20 protein-coding genes are annotated in these 20755 nt (G+C 62.7%); 9 read left to right on the top strand and 11 right to left on the bottom strand.

Annotated elements, in window-relative coordinates; translation table 11 throughout:
* Positions 1–16: 16 nt before the first annotated feature.
* The 3 genes from AB4Y35_RS25765 to AB4Y35_RS25775 all read right to left on the bottom strand — a co-directional run bounded on the left by AB4Y35_RS25765 (position 17) and on the right by AB4Y35_RS25775 (position 1792).
* On the bottom strand, positions 17–331 hold the full coding sequence (locus AB4Y35_RS25765) for a DUF4148 domain-containing protein (protein ID WP_368688929.1): 315 nt from the start codon (positions 329–331) through the stop codon (positions 17–19).
* Positions 332–849: 518 nt separating this feature from the next.
* Complete coding sequence (locus tag AB4Y35_RS25770; protein WP_368706546.1) at positions 850–1341, bottom strand: aminoacyl-tRNA deacylase; 492 nt, start codon at positions 1339–1341, stop codon at positions 850–852.
* Between the two features lie 127 nt (positions 1342–1468).
* Positions 1469–1792, bottom strand: coding sequence for a DUF4148 domain-containing protein (locus tag AB4Y35_RS25775; RefSeq protein WP_368706547.1), 324 nt, complete (start codon positions 1790–1792; stop codon positions 1469–1471).
* A gap of 304 nt (positions 1793–2096) precedes the next feature.
* Between AB4Y35_RS25775 and AB4Y35_RS25780 the strand changes: the two genes are divergently transcribed.
* Complete coding sequence (locus AB4Y35_RS25780; protein WP_368706761.1) at positions 2097–3248, top strand: MFS transporter; 1152 nt, start codon at positions 2097–2099, stop codon at positions 3246–3248.
* Positions 3249–3304: 56 nt separating this feature from the next.
* Here AB4Y35_RS25780 and ccsB read toward each other — a convergent pair whose 3' ends face one another.
* The 4 genes from ccsB to AB4Y35_RS25800 form a co-directional block, all read right to left on the bottom strand.
* Positions 3305–4528, bottom strand: coding sequence for a c-type cytochrome biogenesis protein CcsB (gene ccsB, locus AB4Y35_RS25785; RefSeq protein WP_368706548.1), 1224 nt, complete (start codon positions 4526–4528; stop codon positions 3305–3307).
* A 55-nt stretch (positions 4529–4583) separates the two neighbouring features.
* Positions 4584–5255 (bottom strand): cytochrome c, encoded by a 672-nt coding sequence (locus AB4Y35_RS25790; protein ID WP_368706549.1) that lies wholly within the window; start codon positions 5253–5255, stop codon positions 4584–4586.
* Positions 5256–5306: 51 nt separating this feature from the next.
* Positions 5307–6815 (bottom strand): cytochrome C, encoded by a 1509-nt coding sequence (locus AB4Y35_RS25795; RefSeq protein WP_368688923.1) that lies wholly within the window; start codon positions 6813–6815, stop codon positions 5307–5309.
* A 570-nt stretch (positions 6816–7385) separates the two neighbouring features.
* Entirely contained in the window at positions 7386–8453 is a 1068-nt protein-coding gene (locus AB4Y35_RS25800; protein WP_368706550.1) for a purine nucleoside permease, read from the bottom strand.
* A gap of 286 nt (positions 8454–8739) precedes the next feature.
* Between AB4Y35_RS25800 and AB4Y35_RS25805 the strand changes: the two genes are divergently transcribed.
* Positions 8740–10101, top strand: coding sequence for a metallophosphoesterase (locus tag AB4Y35_RS25805; protein ID WP_368706551.1), 1362 nt, complete (start codon positions 8740–8742; stop codon positions 10099–10101).
* A gap of 500 nt (positions 10102–10601) precedes the next feature.
* Here AB4Y35_RS25805 and AB4Y35_RS25810 read toward each other — a convergent pair whose 3' ends face one another.
* A complete protein-coding gene (locus tag AB4Y35_RS25810) occupies positions 10602–11198 on the bottom strand; it encodes a hypothetical protein (RefSeq protein ID WP_368706552.1) in 597 nt (198 codons plus the stop codon).
* 659 nt (positions 11199–11857) lie between these two features.
* Between AB4Y35_RS25810 and AB4Y35_RS25815 the strand changes: the two genes are divergently transcribed.
* Complete coding sequence (locus tag AB4Y35_RS25815; RefSeq protein WP_368706553.1) at positions 11858–13030, top strand: alpha/beta fold hydrolase; 1173 nt, start codon at positions 11858–11860, stop codon at positions 13028–13030.
* A gap of 90 nt (positions 13031–13120) precedes the next feature.
* On the opposite strand, the gene AB4Y35_RS25820 is transcribed toward AB4Y35_RS25815, so the two are convergent.
* Both AB4Y35_RS25820 and AB4Y35_RS25825 read right to left on the bottom strand, forming a co-directional pair.
* Positions 13121–13537, bottom strand: coding sequence for a helix-turn-helix transcriptional regulator (locus tag AB4Y35_RS25820; protein WP_368706554.1), 417 nt, complete (start codon positions 13535–13537; stop codon positions 13121–13123).
* A 187-nt stretch (positions 13538–13724) separates the two neighbouring features.
* The gene (locus tag AB4Y35_RS25825; RefSeq protein WP_368706555.1) at positions 13725–14318 is read right to left on the bottom strand and encodes a TetR/AcrR family transcriptional regulator; all 594 of its coding nucleotides are present in this window, start codon (positions 14316–14318) and stop codon (positions 13725–13727) included.
* A 124-nt stretch (positions 14319–14442) separates the two neighbouring features.
* On the opposite strand from AB4Y35_RS25825, the gene AB4Y35_RS25830 reads away from it, so the two are divergent.
* Together AB4Y35_RS25830 and AB4Y35_RS25835 are read left to right on the top strand one after the other, a co-directional pair.
* Positions 14443–14868 (top strand): 4-oxalocrotonate tautomerase family protein, encoded by a 426-nt coding sequence (locus tag AB4Y35_RS25830; RefSeq protein ID WP_368706556.1) that lies wholly within the window; start codon positions 14443–14445, stop codon positions 14866–14868.
* Positions 14869–15022: 154 nt separating this feature from the next.
* Positions 15023–15331, top strand: a complete 309-nt coding sequence (locus AB4Y35_RS25835) for a DUF4148 domain-containing protein (protein ID WP_368706557.1) — start codon at positions 15023–15025, stop codon at positions 15329–15331.
* A gap of 24 nt (positions 15332–15355) precedes the next feature.
* On the opposite strand, the gene AB4Y35_RS25840 is transcribed toward AB4Y35_RS25835, so the two are convergent.
* Positions 15356–16189: an oxidoreductase gene (locus AB4Y35_RS25840; RefSeq protein ID WP_368706558.1), complete on the bottom strand. Its 834-nt coding sequence runs from the start codon at positions 16187–16189 to the stop codon at positions 15356–15358.
* A gap of 94 nt (positions 16190–16283) precedes the next feature.
* Between AB4Y35_RS25840 and AB4Y35_RS25845 the strand changes: the two genes are divergently transcribed.
* From AB4Y35_RS25845 to AB4Y35_RS25860, 4 genes are all read left to right on the top strand, one after another.
* A complete protein-coding gene (locus AB4Y35_RS25845) occupies positions 16284–17255 on the top strand; it encodes an AraC family transcriptional regulator N-terminal domain-containing protein (RefSeq protein WP_368706559.1) in 972 nt (323 codons plus the stop codon).
* Positions 17256–17795: 540 nt separating this feature from the next.
* Positions 17796–18884 (top strand): ABC transporter ATP-binding protein, encoded by a 1089-nt coding sequence (locus AB4Y35_RS25850; protein ID WP_368706560.1) that lies wholly within the window; start codon positions 17796–17798, stop codon positions 18882–18884.
* Complete coding sequence (locus tag AB4Y35_RS25855) at positions 18874–19800, top strand: carbohydrate ABC transporter permease (RefSeq protein WP_368706561.1); 927 nt, start codon at positions 18874–18876, stop codon at positions 19798–19800. Before AB4Y35_RS25850 ends, AB4Y35_RS25855 begins: the two co-directional genes overlap by 11 nt.
* Positions 19797–20660: a carbohydrate ABC transporter permease gene (locus AB4Y35_RS25860; protein ID WP_342924893.1), complete on the top strand. Its 864-nt coding sequence runs from the start codon at positions 19797–19799 to the stop codon at positions 20658–20660. The genes AB4Y35_RS25855 and AB4Y35_RS25860 overlap by 4 nt, the downstream gene beginning before the upstream one ends.
* The last annotated feature ends 95 nt before the right edge of the window (positions 20661–20755 follow it).

Here is a 20755-nt window from a genome sequence, read left to right on the forward strand (position 1 = left end):
ACACGGCGTTCGGCCGCTATTGACTGGCGCCCTGCCCAATCCCCGCCTTCTTCTGCGCGTTCTGGAGATCCTGCGGATAGTTCTGATCATTTGCGCGACCGGGTTGATAGCCCGCAGCTTCAAGCTTCTTCAATTCGGCGTTCTTTTTCGCCCGGGCTTCCTTTCGGGCCTGCTTGCGCTCCGCCTTGGTTGGCTTCGCGGACGACGCGCCCCCCGGCACTACGGCAGTGGCTGCACCCGAGGCGTCGTTCTGCGCGAAGGTTGGTGTGACTGTGCCAATCCCGAGCGATGCCGCGACGAGCAGGGCCGATATTTGTCTGGCGATAGGCATTTTCTTTCTCCTGTTCCCGGTTAATTGATGCGGTCAGGCCCATGGAAGTGGCTCAATGGGAAGTACCAAGTATAGGACAGTGAATATCGCGCGACGCCGGGACGCGCTCCGGGAATGCTCGGACTTTGGCCCTGCTACTTGCGGCGCCTTGTAGCCGCATACGGACATCAGGAAGGCGCCGCCTGGTTGCCGACGAGTGAACCACCATCCGCCAGCTCCATCGGGCTTAACTATTTTCGTGAGGCGGCCGCCGTGTTGGGCGCGCGCGGCCCACCGAACATGGACATGATGAAGGCCGTGATGAACCGCCACGGGATCGAACTGGCACCTTGAATATTGCCAGGATGGCGCCGTGAACCGTTGCTTGCGCAACCAGCCGGCGGAGGTCGTCTCCGCCGCCACCGCCTCTTTCACGAAGCGCTTGCGCCCGCTGCGTACGAAACGAGCATGTGTTTGCCCGGCGCGATGGGGCTAATCCGCACCGCGCCTGCCTGAACGCACGCTGTTCGACTACTCACTCACGCACGTCCACCCAAGCCTCGCATGCGCCTTGCAAAATGGGCTCGCTCCGCGTCGTCCATCAGCGCCAGAAACTGGTCCCCTTCCATATGAACCAGTTCTTCGTGATCGCCCGCCTCGAAGTACACGTCCGGCTGGCCGGCCAGGTTCGTCTCGAGGTAGGTCTTCATTCCATACGCTGCGCAGATCGGCGGCAGCGCCCCCGCATCGCAGTCCTTGAACAGCTCGCGCAGTTCGTCCTCCGTGGCAAGGGCGAGCCTGCGCCCTGTCTTGCTCCAAAGCTCGGACAATTGCACGGCATAGGTTGAGGGCAGCACGACGGCCACATAGCCGTGCTCGTCCTCGAGCAGCACCGTTTTTGCAAGGCGGTCGCCGGGAATGTGCGCCGCAGCAGCACTTTCCATGCTCGAATGACTGTATGGGTGGCGCACGATTTCGTAGCGTGAGCCCTTGCTGCGCAGGCGCTCCTGCAAAGTGGTCGACATCGACATGGCACACCTCCTGTCGAATGCGTAGAAAAAACCAGCCTCCAGTAATCCTTTCAGAATAGGTCACTCGCGAGCGACCCGGTAGCAGAACTCGATGTCGTCGCCGGGGAGTGGAGCGAACCCACCTTGCTCACCGGGGTGGAGACGGGTGGCACTCCGTGTTGAACCAATAGTCGACCAGGCGCTGCGCCGCCTGCAGATCGTCCGGGTAGTATGGGTCGTCGTACCAGGGTGACGGGTTGTAGCCCGCTTTCCTTAGGGCCGCCAGTTCGCTTTGGTGCTGCGCCATCGTGGGAGGCGCGTTGCTTCTGAGCGAGGCCAGGTCACGGCACTCCGTTGGGCTCAGATGTGGCCCGCTTTGTTGCGCGCTTTGCGGCACGCCGCCGACGACACACCCCGCCAGCAGGAGCGCCAACGCAGTCAGTGTCGGACGGATATTCGGGAGGCTCTTCATGGCGCATCTCCACGCGTCTGATGGGCGCAGCGCAACCCGGGTTTCCATCGCGCCGCAACTCCATGGTACGTCCATGCGGGCCACCGGGCAGGCGAAGCAGAAACACGAATCAATCGCGACCTGCACAGCCGCAACGCATGGAAGAACTGCGGTAGCATCAGCTTGCTGCACGAGCTGCTGGTGACCGCATTGGACATTGTCGTCATCGCCCTGACGTGGCACGAGTATACGTATCTCCGGAGCCAGCACAGTGCTGCCTGAGACGCCCGCTACCTCACGCATCCCCATTCCCCGCGCGGTACGCATGCTGGGGTACGTGAGCCTGTTCATGGACCTTTCTTCCGAACTCATTCACGCCCTGCTCCCCATCTTCCTCGTTACCACGATGGGCATGAGCGTGAGCGCGCTGGGCTTGCTCGAAGGCGCCGCCGAAGCGACGGCGATGATCGTCAGGATCTTCTCGGGTCCCGTGAGCGACTGGCTTGGCAAGCGCAAGGCGCTGTTGCTGCTCGGCTACGGGCTGGGTGCGCTGTCCAAGCCGCTTTTTCCGCTGGCGCATACGCCCGCGCTTGTCGCAGCGGCGCGTCTCATCGATCGTACCGGCAAGGGAATTCGCGGTGCGCCGCGTGACGCGCTCCTCGCAGATGTCGCGCCACCGGAGATTCGCGGCGCGTGCTATGGGCTCAGACAGTCGATGGATACGATCGGCGCGTTCGCCGGGCCGCTCGTGGCCATCGTGCTGATGCTCCAGTTCTCGGATCACATCCGTGCCGTGCTCTGGTTCGCCGTCGTGCCAGCCGTCATTGCGCTCGCCCTGATCGTGTTCGGCATCGAGGAGCCGGCCCATGAACAGGCGCCCCGCAGCTTCCGGTCACCGCTGCGCTGGGAGGCGTTGCGGGAATTTCCGGGGCGCTACTGGTTCGTGGTCGCGATTGGCGCGACCTTCACCCTCACGCGCTTCAGCGAAGCATTCCTCGTGCTGCGCGCGCAGCAGACGGGAATCGATATCGCGTGGATTCCCGGCGTCATGGTGGTGATGAGTCTCGCCTATGCGCTCAGTGCGTACCCCGCGGGCGCGCTGTCCGATCGAACCGACCGCCGTGTTCTGCTTGCACTCGGCATCGTCACACTGATCGCGGCGGATCTGGTGCTCGGCGCGCGTGTATCGATCATCACCGTGCTCATCGGCGTCGCACTGTGGGGCCTGCATATGGGGCTCACGCAAGGCATTCTCGCCGCGATGGTCGCCGAAACCGCGCCGCAGTCGCTCAGGGGCACGGCGTTCGGCGTCTTCAATCTCGCCAGCGGCATCTGCATGCTGATTGCGAGCGTCATTGCCGGCTGGTTGTGGGATCGGCACGGCGCACCCACCACATTCTTTGCCGGCGCCGTCCTGGCGCTCCTCCCCCTCGCCATGTGCCGCTTCGCACCGCGCCTCGCGAAGCTCAAACCCTGATGGGGCCTTGGGGCGAGCACGGAAGCTTCATGCGCTATCGCATTCCTTCGTTATCCTCACAGGCGGCCATAGCTGTGCAACCCGGACAGGAACATGTTCACCCCCAGGAATGCGAAGGTGGTGACCAGCAGGCCCGTGAGCGCCCACCACGCGGCAGCATGGCCCCGCAACCCCTTCATCATCCGCATATGCAGCCAGGCCGCATAGTTCAGCCAGACGATCAGCGCCCACGTTTCCTTCGGATCCCAGCTCCAGTAGCCGCCCCACGCCTCGGCAGCCCACAGCGCACCGAGAATCGTCGCAATGGTGAAGAACCCAAAGCCGACAGCGGTCGACTTGTACATCACGTCGTCGAGCACATCGAGCGTCGGCAGCCGGTCCGCCAGCACGCCCCGCTCCTTCAGCAGGTATGCCACGCCAACCATCGCCGACAGCGCAAAACTGCCGTAGCCGATGAAGTTGGCCGGGACGTGAATCTTCATCCACCAGCTCTGCAGCGCCGGCACCAGCGGCTGGATCTGCTGCGCGTCGCGCGCGATCGAGTACCACATCAGGAACCCGACCGCCGCGCTGATCACGAGCGACACGAAGGCGCCGAGCGAGCGCGTCTCGTAGTGCTCCTCGTAGTACAGGTAGAAAAGTGCCGTGATCAGGCTGAACAGCACGAACACTTCATATAGATTCGAAATCGGAATATGGCCGACATCCGCGCCGATCAGGTACGACTCATACCAGCGCACCATCATCCCGACGAAGCCCATCAGTACCGCGGCCCACGTCAGCTTCGAGCCAATCGCGCCGCCCGACGGCGAGCGCGACAGCATGCCCAGCCAGTAGAACAGCGTGGCCAGCACGAAAAACACGCTCATCCAGAGAATGGCCGACTGGCTGGAAAGGCAATACTTGAGGAAGAACGTGCTGTCGGCGCGCCCCAGGTCGCCCTGGTAAAGCTGGATCGCGAACAGCGACAGCGCTGCGATTGCGGCGATCAGCAGTCGCACGGGCTTCCAGCGCCAGCCGAGCATGACGAAAGCCGGCACGGAGCACACCAGCACCAGCCGGTCATAGGCACTCATGTACGCCTGGTAGCGTGACAAGGCAAAGCCTGCGCCTGCAAGCATCGCGAGGGCAAACAGCCAGTCGAATGCGCCGAGGCGCCTCGCAAAGGAGCGCTCGTCGGACAGCAGGCTCGCTTGATCCGCGCGCCACGTGGGTCGAGGCCGATGTCGTGCCGCTGGAGTCGCCACCGCGGCATCGGAAGACGGTGAGGATGATTTCATGACATTCGCTGTTCAAAGACGACGTCGAAGGATCGGGGGCTGCGCGCCTGCTGGCTCATCGATCGTCTGGCGCACCAGCGGACGCCTCCCCTTCCGGCGGAAACACCTCGACGTACGCCGCGACGGCACGCATGTCCCGATCCGACATGTTGGCGCACACCGCCTTCATCGCCGCGCCACGAGGCCGGGTATCCGTTTGCTGGAAGACCTTGAGCTGCTTCATGACGTAGTCCGCGTGCTGGCCCGCAAGCCGGGGAAACTGATTTATCCCTTCGCCATGCTGTCCATGGCACGCCATGCACGCCGAGACGCCCTTGTCCGGCAGACCCGAATGATAGATTGCGCTGCCTTCGTTGATGAGCGCGAGATCGCTCGCTTCACCGAGGACCGCGGGTTGACTCGAGAAGTACGTGGCGAGCTCGTCGATCTGCGCGTCGGTCAAATGGGTGAATCCCCACATAAAGCGCTGCGCGTTCGGGTCGGCGCGCGAATGACTCTTGAAGTCCGTCAGTTGATCGACCAGATATTCCTTGCGCTGCCCGGCGAGCTTCGGAAACGTAGGCGATACCGAGACACCGTTCACACCATGGCAGTTCGAGCACACCTGCAAGGCGATGGTCTTTCCGCGCACCTGCGGGTTGTCGACCTGTCGCGAATGCTCGAGGTCCTGACACGCCGACCCGCACAGCAGCATCCCAATGGAGACGATATGCGTCACTTTGTTCATGGCAACAACCTCCTTGCTGCAGCCTTTGCGGTGCTCTGTAACCACAGGACATCACCATGAAGCAGCCCACACATAGATGAAAAGCGTGTCGTTGTCTCTCGCGTTGCGTCCGGCGCCGTCGTAGTTCGACGTGGCTCCGAGAAACTTGGTGTAGTGCGTGTACTGAATACCTATCCGGATGCGTTGATTCGGTATCCAGAATATTTCCGGCATCCATCCCTGGGTATTCGGGTGGAAGTTCGCGCTGGCCGCGTAGGCTGTGCTGTCTGGACTGCCCGTCGTATTGAAAAACGACAGACTGAACCCGTACCTGGCCTGATACACATACGACGCCTTGATCCTCAACGAGTCGAGATTCCCCGACGCGCTATCGCTCAGGACCAGATTGTTCGGATCGTGGACGTTCTCACGCACATAGCGGGCTTGCGCGGTGATCGTGTGCGGTTCGAGCAGGTACTCGTACTGCGCGTCCACGCCGTAGTCGCGGAAGCGCGTCACGCCCTGCGTAAAGATCGGGAACTGGTTGGAGTCGTTCGGATAGATGTTCACGTTCAACAGGAACGCGCCGACCATTGCGCTATGGGGTCCCCAGTCCCGCGTCAGGGCGATGCGCGCATACGGGTTGTAACCGCGCAGATATATTTGCGGGTGAGCCGCGTTGCCTTCCCGGTTACCGTGACTCATGAACGACCAGATGCCATCGGCCGTGCTGTACGCGGTCAGTTCGGCGTAGACCATCTTGTTCCAGTACAGGTAGCCGCCGATGCCTGCCACCTGCGACGCCAGACTGCCTTCGATAACGGGAAGATTGGGGATCCTGGCAACCGGACTGATCGTCGATGAAATGTACGGATAACCCCATGCCGGCGCGGAATTCCAGACATCCTGCACGGTTGGGTTGTTGTGCAGCGTGACTCCGAGGATCAGGTCGTTCGCTTCGCCCATGATCCGGTCCACGAACCGGAAGTCTGTATTGTCGGATGCCCAGTGGCCTTCCCATTTGTTCGTTGTGCCATTCTGATGGTCGTAGTTCGTGTAGGTGAACTGCGTAAAGGCACCAATCTTGTCGGTGATCTTTCCGGCAAGGAAGATGCTCGCAAAGTCGAAAATCGGGAGACCATTCTTGGTGTTGATGGTGTTGCCGCTCGCGTCAGTATTGACTCGCGTCTGACTCAGATCGCCGATTGCCATTGCGGCAATCGGGATCGTGCGTTCGCCCAGCGTATAGCCGGTGAGCTTGAACATTCGCCCATAAGGCGTGAGCTCGGGAAATTGTCCCCCGGCGTGGCAAGCCACACAACTCTGGCCGGTTTGGCGCGCGAAGATCGGCAGCGCGTGTGCGATGGTCGCCGGCAACAACGCCAGCAATACGAATGCGAGTGCCCAGCCACAGAACAGCCAGTGATGACATGCTGCATGGCTGACGAGTAACTTTGTCATGGCTGCCACTCCTGCGCCGCGTCGAGAAAATGCGTCGTATCGGCGGTGAGCGCTGAAGTCCGTATTCCGTGTGCCGCGGCGATCAAGGAGCGACAGGCTCCAACTGGTGAAACCGTTCACGATGAACCCTTTTCACGCACGCGACGTCTTCATTGTGCAAACGCGCAATCAGAATCGCGATGGGTCAACCTCCTCTATTTTCGGTAGGGGGCTCGCTAGCGACGTGAGCGGTTCCACACGCAGTTCGACGCCCAAAGCGGGATGCACGTGGCGCTTTCGCCAGCCCGTCGAAGCCAGTGGATGAACTGAATGCGGAGAACGAACGCAAGTTTCCATTTGACACCTCCTGCGCGCACGATCGACCGGATCGATCATGACGGGTCGCGCAGCGTTGCTTCGCGCGACTCGCGTCCTGCGTAAACGAGAAGGCACTTCGAATATTCCCGGCGGGTTGTGACGCGACAATAGAAAGGCATCCGAAAGAACGCCAGGAAAAGTTGAACAACGTTGGGAACTGGGAAGGATCGGACAGATCCCGTGACACGGCACGCCGGCACCGCAAGACCACCATCCGTCTGTGCTGGCTTACACGCGACCACCGCCCACGAGGCCGCACATGAACTCAATGGTGCACACACTCGACGCGTGTGCGGGCCGGCACCCGGTCCGCCTCACCGCACCGCAAATGCGTTACCGCTGCGGTACGCCGTTGCGCCACTCGCCCCAATGCGTGACGATGTCCTGCACCAGCGGATTGCCCGCGAGGAACAGATTGTCGATCGCGATCGTGAAGCCGCCTTGCGACGCGTAGTTAAGCAGATTGTCCGCACTCGACTGGCCCGCATACGGCCGGTCGAAGTCCGAGCCGGCGCGCAGCACCGCGACACGGCTCAGGTCGACGCGATGCACGTTCGCCGCGCGTGTCAGCGCCTCGAAGGTGGCGTTGTCTTCCTGCTGCGTCGTGCAATAGGTGCCCTTGCCGTCGGTCAGGATCTTCGTCCATTGGCGCGCTCGCTCGCCGAGGTCGGTGCCCGACCACCAGGTATCGCCCGCCAGCGTGTCGCACTGGATCACGGTCGGCGGACGGTTTGCGGGCGCATAGCTGTATTTCGCGCGAGCAGCCTGCGCCTGGGCGTCGTCGGTCAGTGTCACATTGCGTGACAGTGCGAATGCCGCGTTCGTGAGCGCGGGGTTCAGCTGGAACACTTCGGTGCGATAGTCGAGCGGCGGCTTCTGCGTCGGGCCCGTCGTGTTGATGCCGAGATAGCCGGTGTTCCAGCCCGCCGGAATTTCGCGTCCGTCGATCTCCCACTGAATGCCGAAATCGACGAGCCAGTTCGCCCACGCAGCGGAACCGACGGTCCCCTGAAGCGGATCGATACCGGCGATGCCCGCCACCATGAAGTACGTATGACGCAGATCGAAACGCGGCGAGAACGTGAGCGCCATGATCGACGCGGCGGCGTTCGCGTGCCCCATGCCTGTCGTCATCACGCAGACATCCTGGCGGTTGCAGTGCACGGCCGGGTAATCGGGGGACAGACCCGCGACGGTGATGTCCTGCCACGGGCCGAGATGATCCAGCCACACCTGGCCTTCCGGACCGAACATCGAAATGATCATCACCTTGACCGCACGGCCATGCGACGCGCCGTCGTCCTGCGCGAAGCTGTCGTCGGCATGCGCGATGACGGGCGCAGCGGCCGCCCCGGCCACGAGCAACGATGAAATCACTGCGCCAAAAGCACGATTTAGCATAATAGGTCCCACCCGTTATGTAAGAACCGCGGTTGCGAAACGTAAATCGCGTGCCGTGTTGTCGACTGATGTCGTGGGTTTTATTCTCGGCGTGCAGCGTGGGACCTGGGCGTGAGCCATTCAGGCGAAAGTGAGTATAAACGGAGAAAAAAAAGCCTGTTACGACCTGCAACGACTGCGACTGAACCTCTCCCGCAAGCTACCGTCTCACCCGGAGCATTCGGCAGGGGATCGCGTCGGTCAAACGCGGTCCTGCTTTCTTAACCGCGATTGGAGGAAATAGAACATGCCAAAGAAGCGCTCAGTTCGAACGTCAGCCAGCAATGGCAGCGGCAGCAGCCGCGTTCTCGCCGCCCCCGTCTTCTCGCAGCCGCAGCCTACGCCAGATCCGCAAACCTTCATCGTCAGGCACGCATCCGATGTGGCGGCCTACAGGATGATCGACGAACTCAACCGCGAGCACAAACTCAAGGCCCTTCCGTTTCCTGCGCCGCGCGGCGGCGTCGAGCCCCGCCTGACACTCGCGGACGTGATCGACAACGATCCGGCCATCCTCAACCAGATCAACACGAACAGACAGATCGTTTTTCACTCGACGGGCGACTGCGGCAGCACCCGCGGACCGAAAACGCAGAACGAAGTCTCCGACAAGATGGTCAGCGACTTCGACGAAACCGATCCTGCCGAAGTGCCGCAATTCAACTTTCTGCTGGGCGACATCGTCTACAGCTTCGGCGAAGCGCAGTACTACTACGACCAGTTCTACGAGCCCTATCGCGACTATCACGCGCCGATCCTCGCCGTCGCCGGCAATCATGACGGAATGATCTCGCCTTTGCAGCATGAAAAGAGTCTGCAGGCGTTTCTGCGAAACTTCTGCTCCGACTGCTTTCAGGTCTCGCCCGATGCCGGCAACCTTTCACGTACTGCGCAAATTCAACCTGGCGTCTTCTTTACATTCGAAGCGCCGTTCGTGCGCATCATCGCGTTGTATAGCAATACGCTCGAAGATCCTGGCGTGATCTCGAACAGCGACATCGGCAAGAGCCAGCTGAAATTCCTCAAGGCAGCGTTGACGCGGGTGAAAAAGGAAGGCTACACGGGCGCATTGCTGTTCGCGCATCATCATCCGCCCTATGTCGCGCGCGGACGTCACGGCTGGAGTGTCGAGATGCAGCAGCAGATCGATGCGATCTGCGCAGAGGTGGGCGTATGGCCCCATGCCGATCTCGCGGGGCACGCGCACAACTATCAGCGCTTTACGCGCACACGTCCGGACGGCACCCACATTCCGTACATCGTGTGCGGCAACGGCGGACACAACGTGCAGCGACTGACCACCAACGGACAGCCGCCGCTTCGTGCGCCGCAGCTGATCCAGGCCGCAACGAACAGCACCGATGCCGTGGTCATCGAGAACTACGACGACCAGAACTACGGGTATTTGCGCATCGTCGCGGACGACACCCAGTTGCGCATCGAATATCACGCTGCCGTCGACGGGCCGTATACCAAGGCGCCCGACGATCAGGTGACCGTCGATCTGGCCACACGCCAGCTTTCCCACTACGTGGCCCGCAATGCTGGCATACCGGCGCTGGCCACGCGCATCCGCGAATTTGCGCAAAGCGGGAAAGCCAGGCGCTGATCGGGACGGCAGTACCGGTACGGTATGCATCAACTGACGCGATGAATCCCGAGGAATTCGGTGGCTCGCATCCACGAGTTCCTCTTCTCTGTTCTCTGGATTGTGCGCACGGATCATGCTTACCTGGCGGTTGATAAAGACTCTTATTCAAGTCTGGCGCTCGACATGGATTCCACGCATGACGTGTGGCCGGATGCGTACATGACGCCTGGAGACTTTGACGATGCCGATTCTTCAAAATGCCGTCGGCGAAATCGCGCAACCGCACAGGGAACGCCAGGGTGACCCCGGCTGCATCGGGCGATGCAACACTTTGTTCGTAGTTCTCCTTACTAGAATCGATTCCCCTGCTCATCGTGGCACATCGTATGCGCGAGGCGGCTGTTGGCGTACGCGCAGAATTTGAGCGCTGCACCGGCGCACTTTCGAAGCGGTTTGTACGAGGAAAGGGGCGGACGATGAACCGAGCGACGAAACACACGGCGACATGGGTGGTGGTTTTAGCGCTGTCCGGTGCGGCTTATGGGGCGGCGGGCGGCAACGGTGGCGGTGGCGGCCACGGTGGGGGTGGGGGCGCGGGTGGCAACGGCGGCGGCCACGGTGCGGGTGCGGGTGCGGGTGCGGGTGCGGGTGGCAACGGCAACGGCAACGGCAATGGCAATGGCAATGGCGGCCACGGTGCGGGCGTCGGTGCGGGCGTCGGTGCAGGTGTGGGTGGCAACGGCGCAGGCGTCGGCGCGGGCGTCGGTGCAGGTGTGGGTGGCAACGGTGCGGGCGCCGGTGCGGGCGTCGGCGCGGGTGTGGGTGGCAACGGTGCGGGTGCAGGTGCGGGCTCCGGGGGCAATGGTGCCGGGGCAGGAGGCAACGGTGCGGGCTCGGGGGGCAGCGGTTCCGGCTCCGGTGGTGCCGGTGCCGGTGCCGGTGCCGGTGCCGGTGCTGGTGTCGGTGCCGGGTCCGGCGGCGGCGCTGGCGCGGGTTCGGGTGGCGGTGCCGGTGCTGGTGCCGGTGCTGGTGCTGGTGCCGGTTCCGGTGGCGGTTCCGGTGGCAGCGGCTCTGGTTCCGGGGGCAGTGGTGCGGGTTCGGGAAGTGGCGGTCACGGCGCAGGAAGCTCCGGCGCAGGAAGCTCAGGTGGAGGCGCCGGCGGCGGCAACGCGAGTGCAGGCGGCCCCGGCGTGGCATCGGCCAGCGTCCTGGGAAGCAGGTTCGCCCAGTTGCGCATGAGGCAGAACGTGGTCGCGGCGGTGCCCCGGACCGCGCCAGGTGCAAATTCCATAGCGCGCGCCGCGCCGGCCACTTACAGCCAACCGAGGGTAACGGGTACGGGCGGCAGCACCAACGCCTCGGCGACGGCTACCTCGGATACCGGCTACGGCCCGCCAGGCGTCAATGGCACGGGGACCGGCTCTCGCGCTACGGCAGCCGCCATACCAGTCAGCAGCGAGTACAGCCCGCCGGGTGACATCGGCCCGAGTCCCGGTTCGGGTCCCTGGGGCGGCTTCGCGGTGGATACGGGCGGTATTGAACCACCGATCCTGACCCCCAACGGGCCGGTCAGATGACCAAGGGCGGTTGCCACATCGAACCATAGCGACGCGTTGGCACCCGTCCAGGCGATGAGTTTGCGAACCGTTTGCCCTGGTTCCTCGTCATGATCGGCAGCCGCGTGCACGACGGACGTCACACGCGAATCCTTTCATGATCGCAAGACACTCCGCGCTGTCGGGTGCGGATCCCCCCGAGTCCAGCGGCACACGATTTGCGCGCATGCGTGGAACGACGCCGGGACCGGACAGGCTTTGATATGCGAGAAAAGATCCAGCAAGCGCACCCGTATCCCGAGGTCGGCGTTCCGCTCTTCTGGCCTTTTGGCCTCGCGCTCGAGCTTGAAGAAACGGCACTGCAAACCGTGGATAAAACGGTTCGATTCCTGCGCGAAGTCGAAAAGACCCAGGCAGGCAACGAGCCGCCGCAATGGACCACCAGGAATCGGGTCGCTCTCGACCTGCCGACCCTGGCCTTGCGCGAGTTCTCGCAAGGCACCGGGACACCGGTGCTCGTGCTTCCCCCATACGCAGGACACTCATCGACGATCGCGGATTTTCAGGCGCACCAGAGCCTGATCGCAACGTTGCTCGCCAACGGCTGCTCGAGCGTGTACGCCGCCGACTGGCGCAGTGCGACGCCTGAGATGCGGTTCTACAACATCGGCAACTATCTCGCCGAGATCGATCTGTGCGTGCACGAACTGGGCAACCGTGTCCAGCTAGTGGGTCTTTGTCAGGGCGGGTGGTGCGCGGCCATGTATGCCGCACGCTTCCCGGGGAAAGTTGTGCGTCTCGTGATCGCCGGCGCGCCGATCGACACCGATGCGGGCGACGGCGCGATCAAACTGGCGGCGCATACGCTGCCCATGCGCTTTTACGAGGATCTCGTCCAGTCCGGTGACGGGCTCCTCCAGGGCCGCTACATGCTCGAAGGATTCAAGAACCTCCACCCGGTCGCGCAATACTTCGACAAGTTCGTCGAACTCTACGAGCGCATCGACGACCCGGACTACGTGCGGCGGTTCGAGCAGTTCGAACGCTGGTACGAATACACGCTTGACCTTCCGGGCACATGGTACCTGCAGGTGATCGACCAGCTGTTCAAACAGAACCGCCTCGCGAGGGGCGAATTTGTGGCGCTTGGCAAGACACTCGACCTGCACGACATCACATGCCCCACTTACCTGCTGGCGGGCGAGCATGACCAGATTACGCCGAAGGCTCAGGTGTTCGCCGCGAAATCGCTAGTGGGCACGAACCCGCAGGAGATATTCGAAGCCGTTGCGAACGGTGGGCATATCGGGCTCTTCATGGGCCAGCGGGCCCTGCGCGAAAACTGGAAACCGATTGCAAGGTGGCTCGCGGGCCATGTCCAGGCGAAATGACGAAGACTCACTCGCTCGGTCGGACCGCGCCGCGGCTTCGGCCATGACGCAGGCCGCTATCGACGCAAGGAGCCAGCCTCCCGGATGCATTCAAGCCCCGCGCTTGCGAGCGATACCGGCCAGGGCTTCGACCAAACATCCTTTTGAAGTCGAACTGAAAGTGGTCTCCGATGCGTAGCCCACGGCGGCGGCGATGCTCGCGAGATGATCGTTGCCCGTCTTCAAGGCATCTCTCGCGATCGTCATGCGCCAGCGAATCAGATATTCCAATGGAGGCAATCCCACGAGGTCTTTGAAGCGCTCGATGAAGGCGGTGCGTGACATGCCGACCTTCGACGCCAGTTCGTCCACCTTCCACCGACGAGCCATGTCCCCATGCACCATCTTTAGCGCGGAGCCGATCCCTGGATCCGACAACGCGCCCAGCCAGCCGGTGGGCCCCGAGCTGGCAGCAAGATGCGCGCGCAGAATGTTCACAAGCACAATATTCGCGAGGCTGCCCGCCATCGCCGCAGCGCCAGGCCGGACTGATTCTGTCGCTATCCTGATCAATTCGAGGGCGCACTCAACGACCTGGCATCCGGAGAATCCGCGGAAACGAGCACGAGCGGAGGCAAGATATTGAGCAGCAGCCCGCTCATGTCCATGGAACAACGTGTCGATCCGTGTCGGCAATAACCGTTTCCGCGCCCCCTCACCCTTGCCTGCGCGGCACCGAAGTCAGCGCAACCGCCGAGCGCTCGACAGCGTCGGCGATCCGCTTCGACAGCGCCGGATCCGGCACCGCCCGCGCCAGCGTGACTCCGCCCGACAACATCGCAAGCAGCGCGATCGCCTTGTCGTCGCGCGCCGCGCCGGCCTCGTCGGGCAGCCCCGCCGAGACCTCCTCGATCAAGCGGCGCAGCTCCGCCTCATAGGCTTCGCGAGTCTCGCCGTCGGCGCGCACCATCTCGGGCGAAAAGCTCGGCAGCGCGCAGCTTTCGCCGATGTCGCAAGTGCGCTTCGGGCCCAGATAGAACCCAATGAACGTCTTGAGCCAGCGTTTGCCGTGGCTCGCTTTCAGATCGGCGACGGCGAGCCGCAACTGTTCCATGCCAGCCAGAACCACCGTGCGGAACGCCTCGCCCTTCGATCTGAAGTGTCCGTAGAACGCGCCATTGGTGACGCCCGCCTCCTTCGTCAGGCCGTCGATGCCGGAGCCGCCGTAGCCGTCGCGCCGGAACAGCCGGCTCGCTGCATCGACGATGCGTTTGCGGGTTTCGATCTTGTGCTCGGCGGTGTAACGCATCGGCATCTCGCATTCGGAGCGATCGCTCTTTTTTCTTGCTTAAAGAGCGATCAGTGTCTATACATAGAGAGCAGTCGCTACATATATACCACTAACCGCAGTCACTGACACATGAGGATCTGACATGCCTATCACGCTGACCGTATCCGAAGGAGTGCTGTCCACCGAGGCCGAAGCCCGTACGTTCGCCGCCTTGACGCAGGCGCTGTTGAGCGTCGCGCAGCTCGAAGGCAACGCGTTCATGACGCCCAATGTGATCGGAACGCTGAACGTCATACCGGCCGCACGCGTGTTTTCGGCCGGCAAGCCTGCCGCCGCCGCGTTCGTCGAACTCACGCTGCCGCAGATCGCGCTGGCGACGCCCGAGGCCAAACAGGCTTTCACCGAAAAGGCGACCGCGATCCTCGAACAGGCGGCCGGTGGGCGCCTGAGGCGGGATCACATCTGGACCAACATCGTTTATGCCGCGGACGGCTCCTGGGGCATCGCGGGCCGCGCCCACAGCAACGCGGAGCTCGTCGAGGCGATACAGGGAGCGGCGATCGCGTGAACCAGGCGCCTCGCGTTTCACTGGTTCCCGGCCTTCTTCGATTTCTACTGCGCCTCTCCCGGCGACTGGTCTAAGGCAAAATAAACGCGGAAATCACGCGCGACGGGCGGGAGCGCACCGCTCGTCGCGCCAATCACACGCGTGGAGATGCGCTATGGAAAGCCTGCCGAAAAGCCGCCTGACGCTGACTGCGCTGTCGCTCCTGCTGGCGGGATGCGCCGCCGGCGGCGTGCCACAAAGCGGGCCACATCTGAGCGCAACGGAGTGCCGTGATCTGGCCACGCTCAGGAGCAACGCGCCTCCCACGATAGCGCAACACCAAAGCGAGGTTGCGGCGTTGAGGAAGGCGGGCTACGACCCGTCACCGTGGAACGACCCGTACTACCCCGAGGATCTTCAGGCGGCGCAGCACCGAATCGACCATTGGTTTGCAACGGAGTGCCAGCAGTCTCATGCAGGATGAGAAGATCGGATACGCCCGCGATCCTCAGCCATCAGTCGAGACCGTCACGCTCTCCCAGGCACGGATTTCGTCTTGCAACGCCGACAGCTTGTCCCGCACGAGCCCCAGTGCATCGCTACCGAGCAGGAGATGCGCGGGCGGGTGGTCCGCGGCAATAGCGGCGAGCATCGCGCGCGCTGCCTTTTGGGGATCGCCCAATTGTTTGCCGCTCTTCTCCTCACGCGCTTTGCGGATGGGGTCGAAAATCGCGTCGTAATCCGGGATCGAACGCGGCGTTCGTTGCATCGAGCGACCGGCCCAGTCGGTGCGGAAGGAGCCAGGCGCAACGGCTGTCACGGCGATACCCAAGGCCTTGACCTCTTTGCCAAGCGCCTCGGAGATACCCTCCAGGGCGAACTTGCTCCCGCAGTAGTAACTGATGCCCGGCATGGTGATATAGCCGCCCATCGACGTAATGTTCAGAATGTGGCCGCGCCTGCGCGAACGCATGAAAGGCAGAACCGCCTTCATCATGGCGACCGCGCCAAACACATTGACGTCGAACTGTCTGCGCATTTCGGCGAGGGGCGATTCTTCCATGACGCCTTCGTGCCCGTAGCCAGCGTTGTTGACCAACACGTCGACCGGTCCGACGCTCGCCTCGATTTCCTCGACGTTGCCGTCGATCGCATCGAAGTCGGTCACATCGAGCACGCGTGCGAATGCGGCATTTGCAGAGAGAGACTCGAACTCGCGCTTCGCCTCGACACTTCTCACGGTACCGACGACTTTGTGACCTGCCGCCAGCGCCTCTTGCGCAAGCGCGCGACCAAAGCCGCTGCTCACGCCAGTGATGAGCAGAATTTTGCTGGACTCCATTGAAGCATCTCCCGAACGTTGTCTGGTGAGTGCATACTAGTCTGAAGCGCGGAGCGAACCAAGCGAAATTCCGCTATTTTTCTTGCCTAAAACTATGAGCACGAACCGGGCCTCCACCCCCAATCCTGACCCCTCGTCGCGCAGCCGCAAGCGCATCGTTGCGTTGCTTCGCGCGTTGGCGCCCGAGGAGGGCTACAACCTCACCGCGCTGCCAGGCGTGCGTATCCTGCGCTCGAACCGGCCATTGTCACGCACGCCGGTGCTCTACGACCCCGGCATCGTGATCGTTTGTCAGGGGCGCAAGCGAGGCTATTTCGGCAACCATCTCTACCTGTACGATGAACAGCACTATCTCGCCGTGTCCGTGCCAGTTCCATTCAGCATGGAAACCGATGCGACCGGGCAGCGGCCATTGCTTGCGCTCTACTTGCACCTCGATTTCACGCTGGCCGCGGAACTGGCAGTACAGATCGATCGCGAAGGCGGAGCGGAGCGCGTGCAAGCGCCTCAAAGCATGATGTCGACGCCGATGGATGACGCGATGCAGGCCTCTGTGCAGCGCTTGCTCGAAGCGATGCATCGACCTCTCGAAGCCGCGGTATTGGGCCCGTGCCTGCTACGCGAACTCTATTTCCGCGTGCTCACAGGCGCACAAGGCAGCTCGATGCGCGAGGCTTTGGCGATGCGCGGTCAGTTCGGCCGCATAGGCAAATCGCTACGTCTTATCCATGCCGGCTATGCACAGTCGCTGGACGTGATGCAGTTGGCGCAGGAAGCGGGCATGAGCGTTCCGAGCTTCCATAGCCACTTCAAGGCGATCACCCAGGTTTCGCCGATGCAGTACGTCAAGTCGACGCGTTTGCATCAGGCTCGCCTGTTGATGGTCCGCCAGGACCTGACCGCCGAGGCGGCGAGCCTCGCGGTGGGTTACACAAGCGCGTCCCAGTTCAGCAGGGAGTTCAAAAGACTCTTTGGCCTGACGCCTGCGGCGGAAACGAAGCGTATGCGCGCAAGCTTTGCGATTCCAGAGCCGTTTGCAGATGCGATATATGTTTCGTCGCACTGAGTACGGCGCACTTTTGGCTCAATGGGTGAAAACGCTGCAAAAACGATGTCAGCGGGGAGAGCCGGCACCGCGCTGATGATAGCCAGAAAGATCCCGTTTCCGGATCAATGAGCTCAGCATTCCCAAATAATCGTCGCGCGGTCTGCTTTTCCGCGTTGCCTTGCCAGTCACGCTGACACTTCGCTAGCCCTCCCCGTTCTGATAGGTGTGGACTGCCGCGGCAAGCGCTACAGTTTGCATCGAGGGTGCCCCCCGCGTCCTCTCTTAGTGTCTCCTCAAACCTCTTGCCCGCCTCGTGCGGGTATTTTTTTGTCCCGCTAACGCATTGCGCATTCCACGCGCACGCGATACGCGAGCGCCAGGCATTCCTTTTCATTACGCCCCGCGCAATCGCCATCCCCATTTGACGCAATACGCATAAAACCCATTATTTGGGATGTCGAATGATTAAGTGTTTACACGAATGGGTTAGGACGTCACTCTTTTCATAATATCAACGCACTAAAAGCGGCGGTACGAGACTACTCCACAGGAGGCACCGTGACGGGCATCCGACTGAGCGGCGTAACGAAGCGGTATGGCGAAACCGAGGTGATCACCGGCCTCGACCTCGACATTCAGTCCGGTGAATTCCTTGTCTTCCTCGGCCCTTCGGGCTGCGGGAAATCCACCTTGCTGCGCATGATCGCTGGGCTCGAATCCGTGAGCGACGGCCAGATCAGCATTGGCGAGCGGCGCGTGAACGACCAGCCGCCCGGCAAGCGCGGCGTGGCGATGGTGTTCCAGCACTACGCGCTCTACCCGCACATGACCGTGTACGACAACATGGCGTTCGGCCTGCGCAATACGGGCGTGAGCGCGGGCGAAGTCGACCAGCGCATCAACGAGGCCGCGCGCATGCTCGAACTCGGCGCGCTGCTGCAGCGCCGTCCTGCCCAGCTTTCGGGCGGCCAGCGCCAGCGCGTCGCCATCGGCCGCGCCGTCGTCAAGGAACCCGAAGCATTTCTCTTCGACGAGCCGCTCTCCAACCTCGACGCCGCGTTGCGCACCCGCACGCGCCTCGAGCTTGCGCGCATCCATCAGCGCCTGCACTCCACCATGGTGTTCGTCACGCACGATCAGGTGGAAGCCATGACGCTCGCCACGCGCATCGTCGTCATGAACCGCGGGCGCATCGAGCAGATCGGCGCACCGCTCGACATCTACAAGCGGCCCGCCACGCGCTTCGTCGCGGGCTTTATCGGCACGCCCGCGATGAACTTTATCGATGTCGAGCGTGTTGGCGACAACGGCGGCCGGCTGATCGTCGCCCTGCCGTTCGTCGGCGTAGAGGCGCCCACCGCGATCGCCGCGGCGAGCTTACCGGCGGGCAAGCTCACGCTGGGCGTGCGCGCCGAACACGTGCTGCTGGACCCGCAAGGGGCGCTGGTCGGCCGTGCCGAAGTCATCGAACGGCTGGGCGACCGCTCGCTCGCGCATGTGAGCATGCCCAACGGTCAATTGCTCGTGGCGGAGTTGCCGCGCGCACGTGAACTCGAAATCGAGACGGGCGACACCATCCGCATGAGTCTCGACGCGGCGCACCTGCATGTATTCGATGAAACCGGCAAGGCCTGGCATGGCCTCTAACCGCTCGCTCGCCATGCCGCTGCGGCAAACGCGCGAGGGCCGCCGGCGCAACCTGCGCGCGCCGTGGTCCAACGCGCTGTTCGTGCTGCCGTTCGTGATCGTCTACGTGCTGTTGCTGATCGTGCCGTTGTGCTTTGGCTGGTGGCTCAGCCTGCAGCGCGTTGACCTGCTCGCGGGCACGAGCGAATTCATCGGCATTCGCAACTATCTCGATCTCACCCTCGACCCGATCTTCCGCGGCGCCCTGCGCAACACGTTCTACTTCGTCATTCTCACGGTTCCTGTGTTCGTGCTGCTCGGCCTCGCGCTCGCGCTGGTGCTGAACCGGCCCGGGCGCTTCGGCGCCGCGCTGCGCGCACTCTTTTTCGGCTCTTCCGTGTTATCGGTCACAATCGTCACGCTGGTCTGGAAGCTCGTGATGATGCCCGGCAACGGCCTGCTCGCCGACCTGAGCCACGCGCTCCATTTGCCGGAATTCGTTCCGCTGATGCACGAGGCCACCGCGCTGCCCGCCATCGCCGTCGTCACGGTCTGGTGGATCATGGGCCTGCCGATGATGCTGTTCCTCGCCGCGCTCCAGCAGATTCCGCAGGAGCTTTACGAAGCCGCGGCGCTCGACAGCGCTTCTCGCTGGCGCACGTTCACGAAGATCACGCTGCCTTCCATCTGGCGCACCGTCGCGCTCGTGGCGGTGATCGAGGCGGTGCTGCAGTTTCAGTTGTTCGGCCAGGCCCAGTTGCTCACGGACGGCGGCCCCAACAATTCCACGCGCCCGCTCGTGCAATTCATCTACGAAACCGGCTTCCGCCAATGGTCGTTCGGCTATTCCGCAGCGGCGGCGCAAGTGCTGTTCGCGCTGATGCTGATCGGCGTGGTTGCGCAAGCCTGGCTTCTGCGCAAGAAGGAGAAGGCATGAGCACGCTCGCTTTCGATACCCGCTCGCGCGGCTCGCTGACGGGCCGCATGGGCGACCGCCTGATGCTGGGCGCCGTGGTCGTGCTCGCGCTTTTCTGGATCACGCCGCTCGTCTGGGTGCTGTGCCTCTCGTTCAAGCCCAATGCGTTTCTCGAACGGCACACCGACGTGCTCTTTTCGCCGCCCTTCACGCTGCAGAACTACACGAACATCCTCAACACCTCGGCGGTGGGCGGGTGGCTCGTCAACAGCCTCATCGTTTCGATCGGGCAGACGCTGCTTACGCTCGTGATCGCCTCACTCGCGGGCTATGGCTTCGCGCGCACCGAGTTTCCCGGCAAGCGCTACATCTATGTGCTTTGCCTGTGCGGACTCGCGGTGCCCGAGCAGGCGCTCGTCATTCCTCTTCACCATATCTTCGCCACGCTCGACTGGCACAACACCTACGGCGCGCTGATCCTGCCGCGCCTTGCCTCACCGTTCGGCGTGTATCTCATGACGCAGTACTTCAAGGCCGTGCCCATCGAGATCGAGGAGGCCGCCTTGCTCGACAATGCCTCGCGCTTCAAGGTGTTCTGGCGCGTCGTGCTGCCACTTTCGCTGCCGGCGCAGGCAACGCTCGCCATCTTCACGTTTCTCAGTGCGTGGAACGACTATCTCTGGCCGCTCGTCTCTGCGTCCAAGCCCGAGATGTACACGCTGACGATCGGGCTCGCCTCCACGCAAGGCAATTTCGCGCAGTCCGAGGGCATCGGCTACCTCATGGCGCAGGCCGTCTTTGCCGGCTTGCCCATCTTCGTGCTGTATCTGTTCTTCCAGAAGTACATCGTGGCGGCCGTAGCCGGCACCGCAGTTCGGTAGGCGGTGACCCCGAATCACACATCGACCGGTCACCCTTGATTCGCAGTACAAACAAAGTGATCCACTGGGAGCGCGTGATCAGCGTGCCAGCGGGG

The organism is Paraburkholderia sp. EG286A (genome assembly GCF_040965375.1).
Taxonomy (GTDB): Bacteria; Pseudomonadota; Gammaproteobacteria; order Burkholderiales; family Burkholderiaceae; genus Paraburkholderia.

What these genes read in the sequence shown, in the direction of transcription:
- AB4Y35_RS25765 (WP_368688929.1), bottom strand. Translation starts at nt 331, where the DNA reads ATGCCTATCGCCAGACAAATATCGGCCCTGCTCGTCGCGGCATCGCTC.
- AB4Y35_RS25770 (WP_368706546.1), bottom strand. Translation starts at nt 1,341, where the DNA reads ATGTCGATGTCGACCACTTTGCAGGAGCGCCTGCGCAGCAAGGGCTCA.
- AB4Y35_RS25775 (WP_368706547.1), bottom strand. Translation starts at nt 1,792, where the DNA reads ATGAAGAGCCTCCCGAATATCCGTCCGACACTGACTGCGTTGGCGCTC.
- AB4Y35_RS25780 (WP_368706761.1), top strand. Translation starts at nt 2,097, where the DNA reads ATGCTGGGGTACGTGAGCCTGTTCATGGACCTTTCTTCCGAACTCATT.
- ccsB (WP_368706548.1), bottom strand. Translation starts at nt 4,528, where the DNA reads ATGAAATCATCCTCACCGTCTTCCGATGCCGCGGTGGCGACTCCAGCG.
- AB4Y35_RS25790 (WP_368706549.1), bottom strand. Translation starts at nt 5,255, where the DNA reads ATGAACAAAGTGACGCATATCGTCTCCATTGGGATGCTGCTGTGCGGG.
- AB4Y35_RS25800 (WP_368706550.1), bottom strand. Translation starts at nt 8,453, where the DNA reads ATGCTAAATCGTGCTTTTGGCGCAGTGATTTCATCGTTGCTCGTGGCC.
- AB4Y35_RS25805 (WP_368706551.1), top strand. Translation starts at nt 8,740, where the DNA reads ATGCCAAAGAAGCGCTCAGTTCGAACGTCAGCCAGCAATGGCAGCGGC.
- AB4Y35_RS25820 (WP_368706554.1), bottom strand. Translation starts at nt 13,537, where the DNA reads ATGGCGGGCAGCCTCGCGAATATTGTGCTTGTGAACATTCTGCGCGCG.
- AB4Y35_RS25825 (WP_368706555.1), bottom strand. Translation starts at nt 14,318, where the DNA reads ATGCGTTACACCGCCGAGCACAAGATCGAAACCCGCAAACGCATCGTC.
- AB4Y35_RS25830 (WP_368706556.1), top strand. Translation starts at nt 14,443, where the DNA reads ATGCCTATCACGCTGACCGTATCCGAAGGAGTGCTGTCCACCGAGGCC.
- AB4Y35_RS25835 (WP_368706557.1), top strand. Translation starts at nt 15,023, where the DNA reads ATGGAAAGCCTGCCGAAAAGCCGCCTGACGCTGACTGCGCTGTCGCTC.
- AB4Y35_RS25840 (WP_368706558.1), bottom strand. Translation starts at nt 16,189, where the DNA reads ATGGAGTCCAGCAAAATTCTGCTCATCACTGGCGTGAGCAGCGGCTTT.
- AB4Y35_RS25845 (WP_368706559.1), top strand. Translation starts at nt 16,284, where the DNA reads ATGAGCACGAACCGGGCCTCCACCCCCAATCCTGACCCCTCGTCGCGC.
- AB4Y35_RS25855 (WP_368706561.1), top strand. Translation starts at nt 18,874, where the DNA reads ATGGCCTCTAACCGCTCGCTCGCCATGCCGCTGCGGCAAACGCGCGAG.
- AB4Y35_RS25860 (WP_342924893.1), top strand. Translation starts at nt 19,797, where the DNA reads ATGAGCACGCTCGCTTTCGATACCCGCTCGCGCGGCTCGCTGACGGGC.